Genomic DNA, 20,644 nt, shown 5'->3' with positions numbered 1-20,644 from the left:
ATTAATCGAAATCAACCCATTATGAGAATACGCGAAATTAATGCAATGCGAGGGCCTAACTACTGGTCAGTTAGAAGACACAAGTTAATTGTGATGGTTTTAGACCTAGAGGAAATGGAGGAGTCTCCTTCAAACAAAATCTCTGGTTTTTCAGATCGATTAAAAGAGTTATTTCCTACGATGTACAGTCATCGATGCAGTGTAGGGACTCCTGGCGGCTTTTTTGAGCGCGTAGAAGAAGGCACCTGGATGGGGCATATTATTGAACATATAGCCTTAGAAATTCAGACTTTAGCGGGAATGGACACAGGTTTTGGTAGAACTCGAGATTATGGCGAAAGTGGTGTTTATAATGTAGTGTTTTCTTACATGGAAGAAAGTGTAGGGCGTTATGCAGCAAAAGCAGCTGTAGCGATTTGCGAAGCATTAATCGCAGATGAGAATTATGATTTAGATGCAGCGATACAAACGATGCGAGAACTTCGTGAAGAGTCTCGTTTAGGGCCAAGTACGGGAAGTATTGTGGAAGAGGCAGAAAGTAGAGGAATCCCCTGGTTTCGTTTGAATAAATATTCTTTATGCCAACTAGGCTATGGTGCAAATCAAAAAAGAATACAGGCGACTGTCACTTCTGAAACGTCAAGTATCGGGGTGGAGTTAGCCTGCGATAAAGAGGATACTAAATTTTTGCTAGAACAAGCGGAAGTAGCAGTGCCTAGAGGAGATATTATTAGACGTGAACGTAGTTTAAAACCTGCGTGTGATTATGTCGGGTACCCACTAGTAATAAAGCCTGTTGATGGAAATCACGGCCGAGGTATTACGGTAGATATACAAAATTATGAAGATGCTTTAGTAGCCTATAACCATGCAAAGGAAAGTTCGCGTAATGGTGCGATCATTGTAGAAAAATTTATTGTGGGCGACGATTACAGGTTGTTGGTCATCAATAATCGATTAGTTGCCGCAGCGATACGCACTCCAGCACACGTTATTGGTAACGGAGAATCAACTATTCAGGAGCTTATAGATGAGGTTAACAGAGATCCTAGACGTGGATATGGTCATGAAGAAGTGTTAACGCAAATTACAGTTAATGAGTTAACCGAAACAATTATCAAAGACGCAGGCTATACATTAGATGCTGTACTAAAACAAGATGAAAAATTAATTTTAAAAGACACCGCAAATTTAAGCACAGGAGGTACTGCTGAGGATATTACAGACATCGTACATCCTGCTAATGTTTCTATGGCTGAGCGTATTTCAAAGATAATTGACTTAGATATTTGTGGTATAGACATTATGACCACAGATATTTCAAAGCCATTGTCTGAAACAGGTGGAGCCGTGCTAGAAGTAAACGCTGGACCTGGGTTTAGAATGCACTTAGCGCCTACAACAGGACTACCTCGCAACGTGGCTGCACCAGTAATAGATAAGCTATTCCCAAAGCAAGGAGACACAGGACGTATCCCGATCACAGCCATTACAGGAACAAATGGTAAGACCACGACCAGTAGATTAGTTGCCCATATGGCAAAAATGAAAGGATATAGAGTAGGATATACTACGAGTGACGGTGTGTATATTCAAAATAGATTATTAATGACGGGTGATTGTACAGGACCTGCTAGTGCAGAGTTTGTACTCCGTGATCCTACGGTTAATTTTGCTGTATTAGAATGTGCTCGTGGCGGTTTACTGCGAGCAGGACTCGGTTTTAAAAACTGTGATGTAGCGGTAGTAACAAATGTGAGCCCAGATCATTTAGGATTAAAAGGAATTCATACAATTGAGCAATTAGCGCGTGTAAAAGGAGTGGTGCCAGAAACAGTATTACCTGACGGAACTGCTATTCTAAATGCAGATGATGAGCTAGTATATGAGATGCGACGTAACTTAAATTGTAACGTGGCACTATTTTCAATGGATGAAAATAATACCCATATAAAAGCAATGCAACGCAAAGGAGGGATCACGGCGGTTTATGAAAACGGATATGTAACCATCTGTAAAGGCGCATGGAAAATGCGTGTCATGAAGGCAGAACAAATTCCGCTTACCTACGGAGGTAAGGCAGAATTTATGATCCAGAACGTACTTGCGGCGGTCATAGTAGGATATGTGCACGGTTTTCATATTGAAGATATGAAAATGGCACTTGAAACTTTTATACCAAGTGCGGCCCAAACTCCAGGGAGATTAAATCTTTTCAAGTTTCAAAATTTCAGCATATTGCTTGATTATGCGCACAACTCGGCAGGGATGAAAGCTTTAAAAGGGTTCTCAGATAAACTGGATGCAACGCACAAAGTGTGCATCATTGCAGGAATAGGCGATAGGCGAGAAGAAGATAATAATATGATAGGTAGTATTGCTGCGGAAATGGCTGACGAGATTATAATCAGGCAAGACAAAAGACTCCGTGGTAAGACTGAGGAAGAGCTCATTAAAATGCTTGAAGACGGTATTAAGAAGACGAATCCAAACATCAAGACTACCGTAATACCAAGTGAAAAAGAGGCAATCACACATGCTGTGAATACAGCTAAAAAAGGATCGTTGATTATTTTATGTAGCGACGTAGTACCAGATGCTTTAGAGTTAGTTCAGAAGTTTAAAGAACAAGAAGCTAATGGGGAAAGAGTGTTTGCAGAATAAGTTTCTAATTACATTTAAAATAAGATAAAGACTACTGAGGGTTAAATTGGTGCGCATTGCCTTATTTAACCTTTAGTAGTCTTTTTGTATCTTTTCACGCCATTAAAGCCAACCTATGACAAAATTCACTTTTTTCTTTTTCGCTATAGCTGTTCTTATAAGTTGTAATGAATTAGAAAAGCAGCAAGTTTCACAAACCAATACACCACTCACTCGCTACGTAAATACTTTTATAGGTACTGGTGGTCACGGGCATACATATCCTGGGGCAACAATGCCGTTTGGGATGATGCAATTAAGCCCAGATACCAGGCTAGATGGCTGGGATGGATGTAGCGGCTATCATTACAGTGATACTATAATTTATGGTTTTAGCCATACTCATTTAAGCGGAACCGGTGTAAGTGATTATGGTGATATCTTAATAATGCCAACCAATAAAATCGCCTTCAATAATGGCGCAGATGGTAAAGAAGGCTATCGTTCAAGTTTCTCACACGATACAGAAGAAGCCGCTCCCGGATTTTATAAAGTACATCTTGATGATACCAGTATTGATGTGGCTCTCACGGTAACTGAAAGAGCAGGGATGCATGAATATAAATTTCCCACTGCAGAAGACCAAGTAGCAATCATAGATTTACTACACCGTGATAAAACGCTTGATGCAAAAATTGAGGTCATTTCAAATAATGAAATTCGAGGCTATCGTTTTAGCGAGGCTTGGGCAACAGATCAACGACTATTTTTTAATATAAAGACCTCGCACCCTTTTAGGGATATACTGCAATCGCCACCAGTTTCTGGAGCTCCCGGTGCTCAAAAAATTGCATTGCGTTTTGAGAATCCAAATAATGAACCCGTGTATGTTTCTGTTGGTATTTCCGCAGTAGATCTAGCGGGGGCTGAGAGAAATAGAGAAGCAGAATTAGGTGATAAAACATTCAACCAAATAAAAAAGGAAGCAAGACTAACGTGGGAAGATCAATTGAATAAAATTGTGGTGGAAGATCCTTCCGCGAGCAACAAGCATGTTTTTTACTCCGCACTGTATCATACCATGATTGCGCCAAATTTATATCAAGATGTAGATGGACGTTATCGTGGTATGGACATGGAGATTCATCAAACTAACGATTTTGAATACTACACGGTGTTCTCTTTATGGGATACCTATAGAGCAGCACACCCTTTATATACGATCATTGAACAAGAGCGAACCAATGACTTTGTAAACACCATGCTCGCTAAATATCAAGAAGGGGGCACCATCCCTATTTGGGATTTATCTGCAAATTATACAGGCTGTATGATTGGCTATCACGGTGTTCCGGTAATTGTAGATGCATATCTAAAAGGCATTAGAGGCTACGATGCAGCTCTTGCATTTAAGGCAATTAAGTACAGCGCCATGCAAGATAAGTTAGGACTCAAAGCCTACAAAAATCAAGGTTTTATCCCTATGGAAGAAGAGAGTGAAAGCGTTTCGAAAACCTTAGAATATGCCTATGATGATTGGACCATCGCGCAGATGGCAAAGGCGATGGGTAAAACAGAAGATTACAAGTTGTTTTCTGAAAGAGGTCAGTACTATAAAAATGTTTACAATCCAGCAACTGGCTTTATGCAAGGTCGTTTTAACAACACTTGGTTTGGACCTTTTGATCCCTATGAGGTTAATTTTAATTATACAGAAGCCAACGCATGGCAATACAGTTTGTACGCGCCTCAAGATATTTCTGGTTTGATGAATATGATGGGCGGGAAGTCAGCTTTAGAAACTCATCTAGATAATTTATTTACTGCCAAGGCCGAGACTTCAGGAAGAGAACAGGTGGATATTACAGGATTAATAGGGCAATATGCCCACGGAAATGAACCAAGCCATCATATGGCGTATCTTTACAACTTTGTGAACAAACCGGCTAAGACACAGGCGCTAGTGCGTGAAATTTTGACAGAGTTGTACACAAACGAACCAGATGGAATTTCGGGGAACGAAGACTGTGGGCAGATGAGTGCTTGGTATGTGTTGAGCTCGCTCGGGTTTTATCCTGTGACTCCAGGAAGCAATGAGTATATAATAGGGACTCCTTTGTTTGAGAAGGCGACCATTAATTTAGAAAATGGCAAGCAGTTTATAATCACGGCTCAGCACATTTCTGAAGTAAATAAATATATTAATACGGTGACCCTTAATGGCACATCATGGAACAAATCATACCTCAGTCACGAGGCTATTGCAAATGGCGGTACACTCCATTTTGAGATGACAGATACACCGTCAGCTTGGGGAACTCAAGAAGGCGCAGCACCAAAAACGAGTATTGACACACATCAAATTTTACTCACTCCATTTATAGCAGAAGGGGATGTTGCATTTAAAAACACCACGACTATTAAACTTGCGGTTGCTGAAGCTGACGCAAAAATATTCTACGCATTAAACAGCGATTTATTTAGAGAGTTTACGGCTCCCTTTATGCTGAGGGAAGCGGCAACAATTAAAACCTATGCTACAAAAGGTGACCAAAAAAGTAAAATGCTAGAAACTAAATTTTATAAAATAGACCCAAACCTAAGTCTGAAGCTCAATACAAAATTTGCAAATGAATACAATGCTGGCGGTAATGATGCGCTCATAGATGGCATACGTGGTGCAAAAGATTTTAGAACAGGAGCTTGGCAGGGTTACAGCAATAGTAATGTAGATGTGGTACTGGACCTTGGAAGTGCAAAACCTGTAAAAAGTATTGAGACTAATTTTCTACAAGATCAACGCAGCTGGATTTTTTATCCAACAGACGTGGAGGTTTGGATTTCTGAGGATGGTAAAAAGTATACGTCCTTGGGAGTGCAAAAAATAGACGCCACGAAAAGAGATGAAGAAGCTTTAGTTAAAACGATTACATTCAAACAACCGGCAAGCGCTGTGAGATATATAAAACTTGTCGCTACAAACTTAGGGCCAGTGCCAGATTGGCATTTAGGACATCCTCACGATGGGAAAGCGTGGATTTTTATAGATGAGATTTCAGTGAAGTAATGAAATAATCAATAACGATGAAAAGAAGAAAGTTTATTCAGAATGCGGCTTTAGGGAGTGTAGCTGCAACCATAGGCGCTAGTTTAATTGCGTGCACAGATTCAGAAAAGAAAACAGTGATAGCTGCTGAAGATCCTAGCGATAGAAAATATCCTGTAGTCATTGCCACTTGGGATGTTAAAGAGGCTACAGCTTCCGCTTGGCAATCATTAAAAGAAGGTAAGAGTGCATTGCAAGCCGTAATAGATGGTTGTGCTGTGGAAGAAGCAAATGCTGACGGGCAATCTGTTGGAGTAGGTGGATTGCCAGATCGAGACGGCCGCGTAACCTTAGATGCCTGTGTGATGAACGAGCATGGAGATTATGGAGCCGTACTCTGTATGGAAAACATAATGCACCCAATTGCGGTAGCAAAAATGGTGATGGAAGATACTCCGCACGTTATCCTTGCTGGAGTAGGGGCAGAACAGTTTGCGGTTTCTCAGGGGTTTAAAAGAGAAAACCTATTGACAGAAGCTTCTAAAAGAGGCTGGGAAGCTTGGAAGAAAACGGCAGAATATAAACCTATCATAAATATAGAAAATCACGATACCATCGGGATGCTAGCGATGGATAAAAACGGAGTGATATCTGGCGGGTGTACCACGAGTGGTTTGGCTTTTAAAATGGCCGGACGGGTAGGAGATTCTGCAATCATAGGAGCGGGTCTTTTTGTTGATAACGAAATAGGTGCTTGTACAGCAACAGGACTGGGGGAAGAAGTTTTAAAGACGGTAGGGAGTTATCTAGTGGTTGAGTTAATGCGCCAAGGAAAATCGCCTCAAGAAGCTTGTAAAGAAGCTGTGATGCGTATTGTAAACAAATCTAAAAATTATAAAGATTTTCAAGTAGCATATATTGCTATGAATAAAAAAGGGGAGACGGGTGCCTATTCTATTCACGATGGATTTGTGGCTACGGTATATCGAGATGGAAAGAATACGACAGAGGTTCCAGAATCTTACAATTCATTATAACACAGCGTATGTGCGTCTTGCTATCATAAGCTTAACAAATAAATATACATTCAAATTTAATTACTTAATATAAATGGAACAAACTAAAAAAAACGATACCTCGGCATTCATCATTGTCACGGTGCTCTTCTTCTTATGGGGTTTTATAACGGTACTCGTAGATAGCCTTATCCCCAGATTAAAAGATGTTTTCGAGCTTTCTAATTTCCAGGCTGTATTAGTACAGTTAGCCTTTTTCGGGGCTTATTTTGTGTTCTCAGTTCCAGCGGGGTGGTTACTATCTAAGATAGGCTATCAAAAAGGTATTGTCCTTGGGCTCGCCGTGATGGCGTTAGGGTGTGTTTTATTTTCTCCAGCCGCATCAGAACGTATGTTTGGTATCTTCATTTTAGGATATTTTACCTTGGCGGCAGGGATTACTATTTTACAAGTAGCTGCAAATCCATACGTCGCCGTTTTAGGGGCAGAAGATGGAGCTTCGAGTAGGTTAAACTTGTCCCAAGCATTTAACTCTTTAGGAACGACGATTGCGCCAATTATTGGAGCCTCCTTTTTGTTAAGCGATACCATTATGTCTTCAGATGCAATTGCGGGGTTGTCAGAGAATGCGCAACAAGAATATTATAATGCTGAGGCGGCGGCTGTGTCGTCGCCATTTTTAATGTTAGCATTGTGTATAGGAGTGCTAGCGCTCTTATTTATATTTATTAAGCTTCCAAAAATTTTAGAGAAAAGTCCAGAAGGAGGGTATGCAAAATTGTTTAGCAATAAGTTAGCGCTAATGGGTGTGGCAGGAATCTTTTTGTATGTTGGAGCTGAGGTAGCCATTGGTAGTTTTTTAGTGCTTTACTTTCTAGATATGAATCTAGCAGCCATCTTGATGGAGAATGACTTTATGAATTCTATTGCGACGAACATGTTAAATACAGAGCTGTCTGAAGTAGACCCGAAAGCTATTGTGGGTTCTTTTGTATTCTTATATTGGGGAGGGGCGATGTTAGGACGTTTTGTAGGGGCTTATTTAACCCGTGTTATTAAGCCAGGAAAAGTGCTTGCTATTTTTGCAGGACTTGCGGTTTCGATGATAGTCATCTCTATGAGTAGTTCTGGATTGTTGGCGATGTGGTCTATTTTAGCTGTTGGTTTATTTAATTCTATTATGTTCCCTACTATTTTTACATTAACTCTTGATGGTCTGGGTGACTTAAAGCCACAGGCCTCTGGTTTATTATGTATGGCCATAGTTGGAGGTGCAATCATCCCACCTATTTATGGCGCACTTGCAGATGGAATTGGGTATAAATCTGCCTTCATATTGGTGATTGCTTGTTATTCATACATTCTGTATTTTGGGTATAAAAAACAAAAGGAAATTGTAATCGGATAGGAATAACCTTACGAATAATGTGTTTTATGGGTCGCTAACCAATTCATTATCAGTTATTTTTTTAATAGATTTTTAGTACATACGTAGGTTATTCCTTTTCGGAGGACCAATCAAATTTGGGGCAAAGAGTCATTGCTAAATGATGGCTCTTACATTTTGAGGTTAATTTTAGTCATTCTTGCAATGGCAAAAGTCTTTGTCTACACATTAAGAATTCAATGCTATAATTTATTAACGCCTTATAGCGATATATAAGAAGGCATATAGGCAAGTGTTTTTAGCAAGTCGATAACTCCCGTTGTGGACGATTATATTAAAAAAATTTAACACCTTGCCCTGTAAGGATTCTAAGCACACCGCTGCGCATCTAAACATATTCTAATTATCTTTACCCCCTTAAAATTTCAGCAGTTATGTTACGATGGATTATTCCTATTGTTATCTATATTCTTATTGATATCTACGCGTATCAAGCCTTCAGAACTCTTTGGAAAGGACCTATTGCAAAATGGATTTATTTTGGGGTGTCTGCCATCGTGCTTGGTTTGATTATTTATCAACTCGTGAGTTCTGGAGGATCTAGAAGAATGTCTGCAGAGAGTATGTACGTATTCGGAATTTTTATTGCCTTTTTCGTTCCCAAATTATTGCTGATCATCTTTATGTTTGGCGAGGATATTATCAGATTATTCGTCGGGGCTTTTATGAAATTTGGGGGAGACGCCTCCTCATTTCATATGCCTGAACGTCGAAAGTTTGTAAGCACAATCGCGCTTGGTATTGCGGCTATTCCTTTTGCAAGCCTCATTTATGGGATGGTGCGCGGGAAATATAATTATAAAGTACACGAATATACATTAGAGTTTGATAATCTCCCTGCGGCTTTTAATGGGTACAGAGTGACGCAGATAAGTGATGTCCACAGTGGGAGTTTTACCAATGAAGAAAAAATAAAATATGCCGTTGATCTTGTGAATGAACAGAAGAGCGATGTGATCCTTTTTACAGGAGACCTCGTTAATAACTTAGCGACAGAGATGGATGCTTGGAAAGGAATATTTGGTTCTTTGACTGCAACCGATGGTGTGTTTAGCGTACTCGGGAATCACGATTATGGAGATTACGTATCTTGGGAAACACCAGAAGAAAAGATTAAAAATCTAGATGATTTAAAAATGGTCCAGAAAGAAATGGGCTGGGATTTACTTTTAAATGAACATAGAACCATCACAAAAAATGGAGAATCTATTAAACTCGTTGGAGTTGAAAACTGGGGAATTGGTGGTTTTAAAAAAGCAGGAGATTTAGATAAAGCCTGTGAAGGTGTTGAAGCTTCAGATTTTAAGATCTTGCTCAGTCACGATCCTTCACACTGGCAAGAACAGGTAAAATCACACCCGAAAAATATAGAACTTACGCTAAGTGGGCATACGCATGGGATGCAGTTTGGGATCGAAATTCCAGGTCTTATAAAATGGAGCCCCATCAAGTATCGTTATGAAAACTGGGCAGGAATTTATGAAGAGCTAGGGAGTATGATTAATGTAAATAGAGGGTTTGGGTATCTAGCATATCCTGGACGTGTGGGTATATGGCCAGAAATCTCTGTGATTACTTTAAAGACCAAGGGGAGTTCCTAAATTTCAAAGTTGAAGGTGCCATAAAGTTAAAATGAGAATTTTAATTATCGCAATTCAGGCAGAGTAATTATTTGGTGGTGTTATTGCGTTTATACTTCTGAAAAACTACGGAGCAAACCCAGTTCCCATTTATAAAGGATAAATGTTATCTTTGTTTTATTAATGCTACAAAAAAAGAAAAATCAAATGTCAAAATTTGGAGAATTAATAGAAACCAACGTACCGGTTCTGCTAGACTTTTATGCAGAAAGGGACAGTGCGTGTAAGATGATGCACCCGGTATTAAGGGACGTTGCGGCAGCCTTAGGCGATAAAGCTCGCGTGATTAAAATAGATGTAGAGAAAAACACAGCGCTTGCAGAAGCGCTTCGTGTGAAGGGACTGCCTACCCTAATGATTTATAAAGAAGGCGAGATGAAATGGCGCCAAAGTGGAGAGCAAGACGCTACAACGCTTATCGACCTCGTAAAAGAATATGTTTAAGAAATTGTGTCACAATTCCAGCCCCTATTTTTAATATACTCTAATACTTTAGGCAACGCATACCTCAAGTTTTTTTCTGCTTTAAGACTATCGTGAAAAACGATAATACTGCCTTTTTTAATATGGTTAAGTACATTTTTAAGACACGTTGCTTCTGAAATGTTTTCATCATAATCCCCGCTCAATACATCCCACATTATAATATCGTGTCCTTTTTTTAAGATGGCCCTTGCCTGTCTTGAAGTCATTTTGCCATAAGGCGGTCGGAAGGGGATTGTGATTGCTGATTTTTTCAATTCTGAATTCAGAATTCTGAATTCAGAATTGAATTTTTCGAAGTCTTTTAGGTAATCAGTATAAGAAGTCTTCCAGCCATTTTTATGATAGAAGGTATGATTGCTTATGCGATGACCTTCAGCGAGTATTTGAGTTGCTATTTCCGGATGCTTCATTATGTTTTCTCCAATACAAAAGAAAGTAGCACGTGCATCATATTTCCGTAGTAAGTCTAACACCCAGGGAGTGACTTCTGGAATGGGTCCGTCGTCAAAAGTGAGGTAAACTGTGGGTTGTGAACGTGAAAACGCCCAAACTCGTTTTGGGAATAACCAATGGACAAGCTTGGGCGTTTTTGTGATGAACCGGTTCACGATTGTTATTCTATTTCTATGTTTATATTGTCTTCCTTAACAGGCACCGCAGGAAGGCTTAAGAACTCTTCTTTCTGCTTCAAGTCTTTGTCGATGTCTAGTTTCTCATCATCACGATAGAAGGCCTTAAACAACTTAAGATACTCGTTAAACTTAGCGGCTTCTTGTCTTGCAAAAGCTTCATCATCATAGACGATCGTGACATTAATAAAATTGCGGTATTGCTCTATTTCACTAATAATTTCTTGCGCTAGATTGTATTGACGTTTTAATTTAATAGAACCGTAATATTCAATCTTCTCTTGAAACTTTTTAGTGACATCAAAATAAACAGCACGCGCTTTTTGTTTTTCACCTATCTCATAATAACCAGAAACGTAAGGCTCTAACAACGAGTAATACTCAAAATGCTCAACGGGCATTTTTTCCATCGCAAGATCTAGTATTTCTTCTGCCTTCTCGTTTCTACCTTGGTTAAGTAGTTCTTCGGTAAGTCTCGCAAGGTTGCTTCTGTATGTAATACTGTTACGTCGCGTCTCTGTATCGTGATAAATGTCTGGGCTTCCACTATTTCCCCAATCCCAATTCATCACAAGATTATACATTTTATCTGGGTCTATTCTTCCCATATCAAAAGGACTTCCATTGTCTAGTGGCGTGCGAATAGGAACTAGTTTATACACCACCCCATCTAGCTGTAAAAAGTCTTTCATCCAAATATAGTCGTCATCCCCAAAGCTTCCTCCACTAAAATAGATAGGACGTTTCCAGTCGTTGTTAGCCACGATGTCTAACATTAACAATCTGTTTTTGTACAAGAAATCCCCTTCAAGCTCGATATAAATATTGTCTACTATTTTATCTGCATCTTTTGCAGCAACTATTTTATTTCTTAAGACGGCTTCTTTATCCACAGGAATACGAACAATCTTACTAGGGAATGAGTTTACCCATTGACCACTATTCAATTCTACCATGTATTTTTTCTCATCTTGTGCAATAAAATCCATCCATCGATCAATCTCAACAGTATCTGATCGCGTTTGTTTAAAGGCCACAAAGTCTCGTGTTCCATAACGGTATTGCTCGTGTGTCAATTGTGAAGGTATAGGGTCGCTTGTAAAAGCCTTCTTCTTCATATCGTCAATGTACCAGTCTGTCTGGAAAAGACTTGTGTTAACTACACGCACATCCTGACGGTAGCCCTCTATATTTTGAGCATACCATAAGGCAAAAGTGTCATTATCTCCTATGGTAAATAATATGGCATTCTCATCACAAGAATCCAGATACATTTTTGCCATAGACTGTGCGGTGTACTTGCCAGATCTATCGTGATCATCCCAGTTTTGAGTGGCTAATAAAACAGGTGCTGCGAGCATGGTGACCACAGTAACTATTGGCAGCGCCAGTTTGGGTTTTAAGTATTCTTTAGTGAGGTCATAAAGTGCATACACACCAAAACCTATCCATAATGCAAAGACATAAAAAGATCCTACTAAGGCATAATCACGTTCTCGAGGTTCAAAAGGTCGCTCGTTGAGGTATATTTTAAGCGCGAGTCCCGTAAACAGAAAAAGCACAAAAAGCACCCACCAAGATTTGTTGTCATTCTTAAAATGAAATACCAATCCTATAATACCTAGGATTAGGGGTAAAAAGAAATAGGTGTTTCTAGATTTATTATTTTTCACGTCACTCGGCAAGTTTTCTTGAGAACCTAGTCTAGCTTCATCGACAAAATCAATACCACTTATCCAGTTTCCGTGCAGATCTGTCCATTCTCCTTGCACATCGTCTTGTCTTCCAGAAAAATTCCACATAAAATAGCGCCAATACATATAACTCATCTGAAACTGCAACATGAACTGCATATTCTGCCCAAAACTTGGGGGTTCAATATCTAAAAATGGACCAAAGTCTGATAAAAAATTATTATAATCTTTTCCATCCACGAGGCCTTCACGATGGGCCTCTTTAAAACTACGCACTTCGTCTAAAAGACGCTGTTCGCTCAGATAGCCGTCTGCGACTTCAAAGTCGACGCCGCCTGTAAATTCGAGATAATTGGCATTATTCTCAATACTCCACATACGGGGGAGGATGCCCTTGTGTGCGTCGTCAGTATTTTGACTTGCGTTTTTGTAATCATTTACTATTACATATTCACCTTTTGTAAAGTCTTTCTCATACTTAGGTTTATCGTCCTTGTAAGGATTTTCATTATCAAGGCCAGCGTATAATTCTGTAAAGAGTGGCCCATAAAACAAGTGTGTTTCTGGGTATTGCTCTCTATTGTAATAGGCAAGTAGTTCGCGGGCATTGTTCGGGTTGTTTTCATTAATCACTACGCCAGCATTTGCACGAATAGGGAGCATTAACCAGCTAGAGAATCCAATAAAAATAAACAGCACACATAGCAATAAAGTGTTGTACATCGCGTGGCCGTGTTGTCTTGTGTATCGAAGTCCAAAATAAAACAGCGCAATGAATAGCAGCCCTGCAATGATAGTCCCAGAGTTGAATGGGAGCCCAATGGAGTTTACAAAGAAAATTTCCGAAGCACTAAAGAACTGCATAGTCCACGGGAGTAGTAATTTGAATATAAAGAGCAAAATTGCGACCATCACCACATTTGCTACGATGAAGTTTTTAAGCGTTACTTTTTTATAATTTTTAAAGAAATATAAGAAGCCCATCGCAGGGATTGTTAATAATCCCAAAAAGTGAATCCCAAAGGTAAGTCCGATTAAAAAGGCAATGAGTATGAGCCAACGATCGCCACGAGGCGTATTCATTTCCCGTTCCCAGCGTAGTGCGCAATAAAATAAAATAGACATCATACAGATGGCTCCGGCATACACTTCTGCCTCAACGGCACTGTACCAAAAGCTATCTGTAAACGCGAAGGCTAGTGATCCTACAAAGGCTGCTGCAAGGATTCCTTTTAGTTTGTCATCTGTAATATCACCCATTTTTGCTACTACATTGCGCAGTAAAATGGTAAGTGTCCAAAACATAAATAAGATGGTAAATGCACTTTGAAACACTGACATTAAGTTAATGGTCAATGCGATGTTTGTTGGATCCAAAGCAAATATGGAGAAGAAGGCGCCTAACAGTTGGTAGAGTGGTGCTCCCGGAGGGTGACCTACTTCTAAGTTACTGGCAGTGGTAATGTATTCACCCGCATCCCAAAAACTTGCCGTAGGCTCTACACAAAGCCAATAAGTGATGAGTGCGATAGCAAACACAGTCCATCCTAAAATTTTATTCCATCTATTAAAGTGAAACGAACCCATAAATATGTTAATTTTGGTTGTGGCGAATTTACTAATAAATTAGCCAATCGCCCATTAAATACGCTAACGTAAATAGGTTTGCATATATTTTACTTCGGAAAAATTAAAGACGTTATTTTTTTTGCATTTTATTTGTTTAATTTAAAGAATATAGTAAATTTGCACCCGCAATAATATTGTCCTATGGTGTAATGGTAACACATCGGTTTTTGGTACCGTCGTTCTAGGTTCGAGTCCTAGTAGGACAACTATTATAAGTAAAAGTCACAGTTTCAACGCTGTGACTTTTTTGCGTTTTGCGTTTTTTGTCTTCTAGATATTCGTTTTTAGAAGAATCGCTTTAAAAGCAAGTGCTAGCATAGGTGTCTTACAAAGCAGACGAAAAACATTAATCTACTTTTTTTAAGCGAGTTGATTGTTCGACGCTAGACGCTAATGGAGGTTCCTAATTCATTTTGTGTTAAATTTTTAATAGCTCTTTGTATTTTTAACGTGTTAATAATTGGTGCAGCCTTTTCATCGTTTTTAAACCCAAAAGATACATCAACATAATACAAGAGAGTTTGTTAAGGTGGCTTATCTCAAACACTACTTGTTTATAATTATTACTTACAAATGCGCTCATCATAGTCGTGGCAAAGGGCGTGATTATCATAAAAAGGAGCGCAGGTATAAAAGAAAACAGCATTGATTACCTCCCAGTACATATTTCATTTCATCTTCCACTTTTTCTTTTGCGAGTACAACCATTGCTGGGCCGACAACTCCAACTGTCTTTAAGGTATAAAGAATGAGAAATTAAACATCAGTCATTTTTGCGAGCCATATAAAAGTAACAAAACAGCCAATCGCTAAAAACCGCCGCAGTGACTTTACTTTGTTTGGTAATCTAAAGGAAGTCCAGCGTTCGATGGCTTGATTTTCTTTTTCAGTAAAAGTATTTTTAGAATTTATTTTTTAATGATCAAGGAAACGAATGTCAAGTAAACTGTAAATTATAGCGAATATGTTTTACATATTTGAAACAGTACTTTCTTAGATTTTGAGCATAAAAAAACCCCAACAAATTTGTTGGGGTTTTTTTTGAAAACTTATTCAGGTCTTAAAGTCCTGGAAAATTTTTAGTCAATATATTTATAAAATCGACAAAGGCCCAGATTCCGAAACCACCAAAGGTTACAATAAATAATATGTTCCATCCTATTGGGCTACCTAGATACCAACGGTGCGCTGCTACAGGCCATAAGAAAATCCAAAGCAGTAAAGCAATTAAGAACGTGTCATCTGATGCCACCGCTGCTGGTGATGTCATAGGAGACGCATCTACTAGGTCTGCAGCAGCTGTGCTGCCCACTTCAGTAGTGGTTGTCGTAGCTGTTCTAGTTACTGGAAATCCGGCATAGCTATTCGTTGTCATTAGAAGTACAAATGCGAAAAGTAAAGTAATTTTTAATTTCATAATATTTAGTATTTTTGTTAGTACAATCAAATGTAGCTAATTTCATTCAATGAAGAACTTTTATTTCTTAACTTTTATCTGTCTATTTTCTTTTTTTTGCAATGCACAAAATGTGCCTTTTGAATATATGGGGGCAATAAAATTAAATGACTCTGCTTTTATTTCTTACAAATTGGTATTTGAAGAAACGGACGGAACGATCAAAGGCTACTCCATTTCAGATTTAGGAGGGCCTTATGAAACAAAGTCAAATATAACGGGTAGTTATAATCAAGACACTCAAGACTTCAGTTTTAAGGAATATGATATCGTTTATACAAAGTCTCCAGTAGATAATTTTGATATGTGTTTGGTGCACTTTTCTAATTCGGTAAGAAAGTTGAAAACGAATAAAATGTTTGAAGGAAAGTTTGAAGGAAAGTATATAGATAGTAAACCTTGTCTTAGTGGAGATTTGTTTATGACAAGTGTTGAAATCGCACAAGCGCGGGCAGAAAAAATTGATAAAAAACTACAGAAATCAAAGCGGGTATCTGCTGAGATAAAAGATAAATTTAGTGCGGGAGTAACCGTAGATACCTTAATTCAGAGTTCCATTAAAAAAGGCGAAAATCTAAACATCTTCACAAAGTCTAAAGAGGTGATTTTTTCTATTTATGATTCAGGTAAAGTAGATAATGACAGGATCAATTTATATATTAATGATAAATTGGTGTTAGAAAATTTTAGCCTAACTGCAAAAAAACAAAAAATAATTCTTACTACTATAAAAGATGCAACAGTACGAGTTCGCATTGAAGCCATAAATGAGGGGTTGTCCTCGCCTAATACGGTTAAGATTGAGATTTTAGATAATGATAATTTGATTAGCACCCGAACGATACTCAATACTTCTGAGGATGCTTTTATTACCTTCATTAATAAAATTTAAATGGAGCTCAATCCACAGACCGTTCAATAGAATTGGCGTTGTCCATAAGAGCATACCGGTTACCCTCTACTTTTTCCAATGTATAACTTACTTTCATTCTGTTAAAGTACGGTTAGCCGTCAGAATCTGACTCACTGTAGATGATTTCTGTGCTGGCAACACCTAGGTTTCCAATCACAGCCATACTTTCTATTTTGGCATCAAAACTCCCGTTAGGTTTTTGAAAGCAAGCTGCTTGCATTTCCATAAAATCGGCTACGTTGTAACGGATTTCTGCTTTGGGTTGTATGAATTCCATGGCGCCATTATGAGATAAAGTGGCTTTTAAGGCAAGCGTATCTCTGTCGGTTACTGCATTTAAATGCCTCGTAAGAATGGTTTTAAAAGCAGCTTCGTTTTCTGCTTCGGAAATGTGATTTATTTTTATTATTGTTGCTTTTTCTTCACAAGCGCTTAAAAAATAGGATGGAGCTTCCTATGAAGAGATTGACGCTATTTTCAGGGAGAAGGCTGTTGTTTTCATCTGCTTTTGTATATTGAGAAATAGTATCTGCTTTTATTTCTTGTAAACTTAAGCCAGTTTCCTTAAAAGTTTTTTGAGACTAGTAGGCTGCTATTGGTACCTCTATTAAATTGATCAATGTGTTTGTGAAAAAGTAATCGACCGCATATGTGCAAACAGCAAATACAGTGATTGTCTTTACAAAATTCATTTAAACTTATTCATTTATAATCCCAACACTTTCATTGAATAGGCGCCAGGTATATCAAAGATCGCTCGTCCCGTCTATCTTAAATACGGAGTAATACCTTAACTTATAATCTGAATTTTTTGCATCAACTACAATTGGTTTTAGCGAAGCATTTATGTGACTTTCATGTCTTAAATTGTTTTTACCACGGAAAGCCAGTATCTTTTTTTTAAAATATACAAATGATATTTATGAAACTGAGGGTCTTTTATTTTGGAGTTCGCCAGTGGTACGTCTCTATTAAATTCATCAAAATGCAACATGGACACTGTCGCGCTATATGTATCGTTCAAAACAAGAGCAGGTGCGCTATTATCCTGAAAAGCGATAGGGGTAATTACTTTCCTTTTATTTACACTTTAGACGTGCGCGTAAAAAGGAATTTTATCTGCATTAAAGTTTGCTTTTACAGCATCCTTTGGCATCTTTAGTGCAACAGGGTCTGCCACTTCAAGTGCTGCGATAATTATTTCTGAAACAGGCTCGGTTTGTTGTCAGGGATCACCAATAATCACTTTGTTCAATTTTAGAACCGCTAACACAGGTCATTAAATAGAGAAGGGGGTTTAAAAGGAAAAGTTTTATTTATTAGAATTTCCGAAGTGCTGATTATATTTTAAATGTGATCACTGGCATCTGTGCGTGATTTACGAGATCTTCACTGATGCTACCATTAAAAAAGTGAGCGATTCCCTTACGACCGTGTGTGCTCATACCTATTATGTCTACCTTATTGTCTGCGGCAAAACCAAGAATTCCTTTTTCTACAGATACGTCATTGTAGACGTTGAGGGTGTAGTTTTCTGCGCCCATATCTTTTACAAAACTCTCCATAAGCTCATAGGCTTTTGGGGTTGTTTTAAAGCCGCTTGGCGTATTTACGTATAACAAATGCATTTTAGCATTCATCTTTTTAGCGAATTTTCGGGCATCGTTAAAAGCATTCCTGCATTCTTCAGAAAAATCTGTAGCGAACACAAAGTTTTCTGTTTTAAAAGTAGGGTGGCTGTTTTTAATGACGAGTACTGGAATGGAAGAGGTTCGCACCACTTTTTCTGTATTGCTCCCTATAAACATTTCTTTAAACCCGTTTACACCGTGTGATCCCATTACTACTAGATCTACTTCTTTGTTAGCGGCGGCTTCTTTTATGTCATTGTAAATCTCACCGTGGCCTAGTGCTTGGTTAAGCCTTACGCCTTGTAAGTAATCTTTTTGCGCTAATTCTTCAAATTGTTTTTCTGCTAATTTAATAAAGAAAAGGGCTTCCGGCATAGCGCCGCCACCTGTGCCATTAGCAAGATGAGATGGAAGTTCCATCGAGTGAAGTAGGTAGATCTCGCATTCTTGCTTTTCTGCGATTTGCACTGCTACTCTGAGTGCATTATCTGCTTGTTCTGAAAAATCTGTAGGGACTAATATCCTTTTCATACGTTTTGGGTTTTGATTGAAATTAAAGATAGCAATTTAAAGGTAATTTTATTAAGATATAACACTCTTTTTTAAAACAAAAATAAATAGTATATTTGCATCGAAATTGATATTTAACGAGTTGAGGGGACTAAAAAGTCCCCTCTTTTTATAGCATAATTTGATGCGGGAGCAAGTAGTAGAATTATTAAATCAGGCACTAGAAGAGAATCCTTCGTTATTTCTAATTGAATTAGAAATAACGGAAGACAACCAAATACGTGTAACTCTCGACGGAGACAATGGTGTGAAAGTGGAAGATTGTATTTCTGTGAGTAGGGCCGTAGAGCATAATCTTGATAGAGAGGAAATTGACTTTTCAATAGATGTAATGTCTTGTGGAGCTTCAGAGCCCTTAACGATGTTTAGGCAATATGTTAAAAATATAGGTAGAGGTGTGTTGGTGAAGACCAATAAAGGAGAGAAAATAGAAGCAACCTTAACGGCTGCAAATGAAGAGGTAATTACCTTAAACTGGAAAGCTAGAGAGCCAAAACCAGTAGGGAAAGGTAAAGTAACAGTGCAGAAAGAGGCGGTGATCCCGTACAACGAAATAGTAGAAACCAAAGTGATGATAAAATTTAATTAATTAAGAGCATGGAAAATTTAGCGTTGATTGATTCTTTTTCAGAATTTAAAGATGACAAGCAGATAGACAGAGTAACGCTTATGGCGATACTGGAGGAGGTTTTTAGAAATGCACTCAAAAAGAAATATGGGAGTGATGATAACTTTGATATCATTGTAAACCCTGATAAGGGAGATCTAGAAATCTGGAGAAACCGTGTGGTAGTTGCAGATATTGATGTAATGGACCCTAATGAAGAAATTTCCTTAACAGACGCCCGTAAGATAGAAGATGATTTTGAGGTAGGAGAAGATGTTTCTGAAGAAGTAAAATTAATGCATTTAGGACGTCGTTCTATTTTGGCCTTGCGTCAAAATTTGATTAGTAAGATTCACGAGCATGACAATACCATTATCTACAAGCAATTTAAAGATATGGAAGGGGAGATTTATACAGCAGAAGTTCACCACATACGCCATAGAGCAGTAATCTTATTAGATGATGATGGTAATGAGATGATTATGCCGAAGGATCGCCAGATACCTTCAGACTTTTTTAGAAAAGGAGATAATGTACGTGGTATTATTGAGAGTGTAGAGTTAAAAGGAAACAAGCCGACGATTATAATGTCTCGTGCTAGCCCATTGTTCTTAGAAAAATTATTTGAACAGGAAATTCCTGAAGTATTTGACGGATTGATTAACGTTCAGAAAGTAGTTCGTATTCCTGGTGAGAAAGCTAAAGTAGCTGTAGATTCTTATGATGATCGTATAGATCCAGTAGGGGCTTGTGTAGGGATGAAAGGTTCTCGTATTCACGGTATTGTTCGTGAGTTAGGAAATGAGAATATAGATGTAATTAACTATACAGAGAATATCAACTTATTTATTACGCGTGCATTAAGCCCTGCGAAAGTTACCTCTGTTAAGATAAATGAAGAGACAAAACGTGCAGAAGTAATCTTAAAACCAGAAGAAGTTAGTAAAGCGATAGGCCGTGGAGGTCATAATATTCGTCTAGCTGGACAATTAACCGGTTATGAGATAGACGTACTAAGAGAAGGGGCAGAAGAAGATGTAGAGCTTAAGGAATTCTCAGATGAGATAGAAGCTTGGATTATTACAGAATTTCACAAGATTGGTCTTGATACGGCTAAGAGTGTGTTAGAATATGATATGAAAGATCTGGTGAGCCGTATTGATCTTGAAGAAGAAACAATACAACATGTGATTGATATATTAAAACAAGAATTTGAAGAGTAGTGACAATCCACTAC

The 20,644-nt window shown here is 38.3% G+C and carries 14 protein-coding genes and 1 tRNA gene; 10 read left to right on the top strand and 5 right to left on the bottom strand.

Annotation, left to right across the window (positions count from 1 at the left end):
- The first annotated feature begins 21 nt into the window (after positions 1-21).
- The 6 genes from cphA (at position 22) to ABXT71_RS02595 (ending at position 10,236) form a co-directional block, all read left to right on the top strand.
- Positions 22-2,664 carry a cyanophycin synthetase gene (cphA, locus tag ABXT71_RS02620; RefSeq protein WP_415372252.1) on the top strand — a complete coding sequence of 881 codons (2,643 nt, stop codon included), beginning with the start codon at positions 22-24 and terminating at the stop codon, positions 2,662-2,664.
- A gap of 115 nt (positions 2,665-2,779) precedes the next feature.
- Positions 2,780-5,710 (top strand): GH92 family glycosyl hydrolase, encoded by a 2,931-nt coding sequence (locus ABXT71_RS02615; RefSeq protein WP_415372250.1) that lies wholly within the window; start codon positions 2,780-2,782, stop codon positions 5,708-5,710.
- A 17-nt stretch (positions 5,711-5,727) separates the two neighbouring features.
- On the top strand, positions 5,728-6,726 hold the full coding sequence (locus tag ABXT71_RS02610; protein ID WP_415372249.1) for a N(4)-(beta-N-acetylglucosaminyl)-L-asparaginase: 999 nt from the start codon (positions 5,728-5,730) through the stop codon (positions 6,724-6,726).
- Positions 6,727-6,799: 73 nt separating this feature from the next.
- Positions 6,800-8,113 carry a sugar MFS transporter gene (locus ABXT71_RS02605; RefSeq protein WP_415372248.1) on the top strand — a complete coding sequence of 438 codons (1,314 nt, stop codon included), beginning with the start codon at positions 6,800-6,802 and terminating at the stop codon, positions 8,111-8,113.
- A 413-nt stretch (positions 8,114-8,526) separates the two neighbouring features.
- Entirely contained in the window at positions 8,527-9,753 is a 1,227-nt protein-coding gene (locus ABXT71_RS02600; RefSeq protein WP_415372247.1) for a metallophosphoesterase, read from the top strand.
- A 186-nt stretch (positions 9,754-9,939) separates the two neighbouring features.
- Complete coding sequence (locus ABXT71_RS02595) at positions 9,940-10,236, top strand: thioredoxin family protein (protein ID WP_415372246.1); 297 nt, start codon at positions 9,940-9,942, stop codon at positions 10,234-10,236.
- Here ABXT71_RS02595 and ABXT71_RS02590 read toward each other — a convergent pair.
- Together ABXT71_RS02590 and ABXT71_RS02585 are read right to left on the bottom strand one after the other, a co-directional pair.
- Positions 10,233-10,886, bottom strand: coding sequence for a polysaccharide deacetylase family protein (locus ABXT71_RS02590; RefSeq protein WP_415372244.1), 654 nt, complete (start codon positions 10,884-10,886; stop codon positions 10,233-10,235). The two genes, ABXT71_RS02595 and ABXT71_RS02590, sit on opposite strands and share 4 nt — an antisense overlap.
- 5 nt (positions 10,887-10,891) lie before the next feature.
- Complete coding sequence (locus ABXT71_RS02585; protein WP_415372243.1) at positions 10,892-14,188, bottom strand: DUF2723 domain-containing protein; 3,297 nt, start codon at positions 14,186-14,188, stop codon at positions 10,892-10,894.
- 177 nt (positions 14,189-14,365) lie between these two features.
- Between ABXT71_RS02585 and ABXT71_RS02580 the strand changes: the two genes are divergently transcribed.
- Positions 14,366-14,436 (top strand) — tRNA-Gln (locus ABXT71_RS02580).
- 854 nt (positions 14,437-15,290) lie between these two features.
- On the opposite strand, the gene ABXT71_RS02575 is transcribed toward ABXT71_RS02580, so the two are convergent.
- Positions 15,291-15,647 (bottom strand): TM2 domain-containing protein, encoded by a 357-nt coding sequence (locus ABXT71_RS02575; RefSeq protein ID WP_415372242.1) that lies wholly within the window; start codon positions 15,645-15,647, stop codon positions 15,291-15,293.
- Positions 15,648-15,774: 127 nt separating this feature from the next.
- On the opposite strand from ABXT71_RS02575, the gene ABXT71_RS02570 reads away from it, so the two are divergent.
- Positions 15,775-16,578, top strand: a complete 804-nt coding sequence (locus tag ABXT71_RS02570) for a hypothetical protein (RefSeq protein WP_415372240.1) — start codon at positions 15,775-15,777, stop codon at positions 16,576-16,578.
- Between the two features lie 112 nt (positions 16,579-16,690).
- On the opposite strand, the gene ABXT71_RS02565 is transcribed toward ABXT71_RS02570, so the two are convergent.
- Together ABXT71_RS02565 and ABXT71_RS02560 are read right to left on the bottom strand one after the other, a co-directional pair.
- Positions 16,691-16,876, bottom strand: coding sequence for a hypothetical protein (locus tag ABXT71_RS02565; protein WP_415372239.1), 186 nt, complete (start codon positions 16,874-16,876; stop codon positions 16,691-16,693).
- Positions 16,877-17,939: 1,063 nt separating this feature from the next.
- On the bottom strand, positions 17,940-18,761 hold the full coding sequence (locus ABXT71_RS02560) for a universal stress protein (RefSeq protein WP_415372238.1): 822 nt from the start codon (positions 18,759-18,761) through the stop codon (positions 17,940-17,942).
- 160 nt (positions 18,762-18,921) lie between these two features.
- Here ABXT71_RS02560 and rimP point away from each other — a divergent pair, with 160 nt between their 5' ends.
- Entirely contained in the window at positions 18,922-19,389 is a 468-nt protein-coding gene (rimP, locus tag ABXT71_RS02555; protein ID WP_415372236.1) for a ribosome assembly cofactor RimP, read from the top strand.
- An 8-nt stretch (positions 19,390-19,397) separates the two neighbouring features.
- Positions 19,398-20,630, top strand: coding sequence for a transcription termination factor NusA (gene nusA / locus ABXT71_RS02550; protein ID WP_415372235.1), 1,233 nt, complete (start codon positions 19,398-19,400; stop codon positions 20,628-20,630).
- Positions 20,631-20,644 lie beyond the last annotated feature (14 nt).

It is taken from the genome of Patiriisocius sp. Uisw_047 (genome assembly GCF_047730165.1).
In the GTDB taxonomy this organism is placed as follows: Bacteria; Bacteroidota; Bacteroidia; order Flavobacteriales; family Flavobacteriaceae; genus Patiriisocius.
This window is presented reverse-complemented; position numbering and strand designations above follow the sequence as displayed.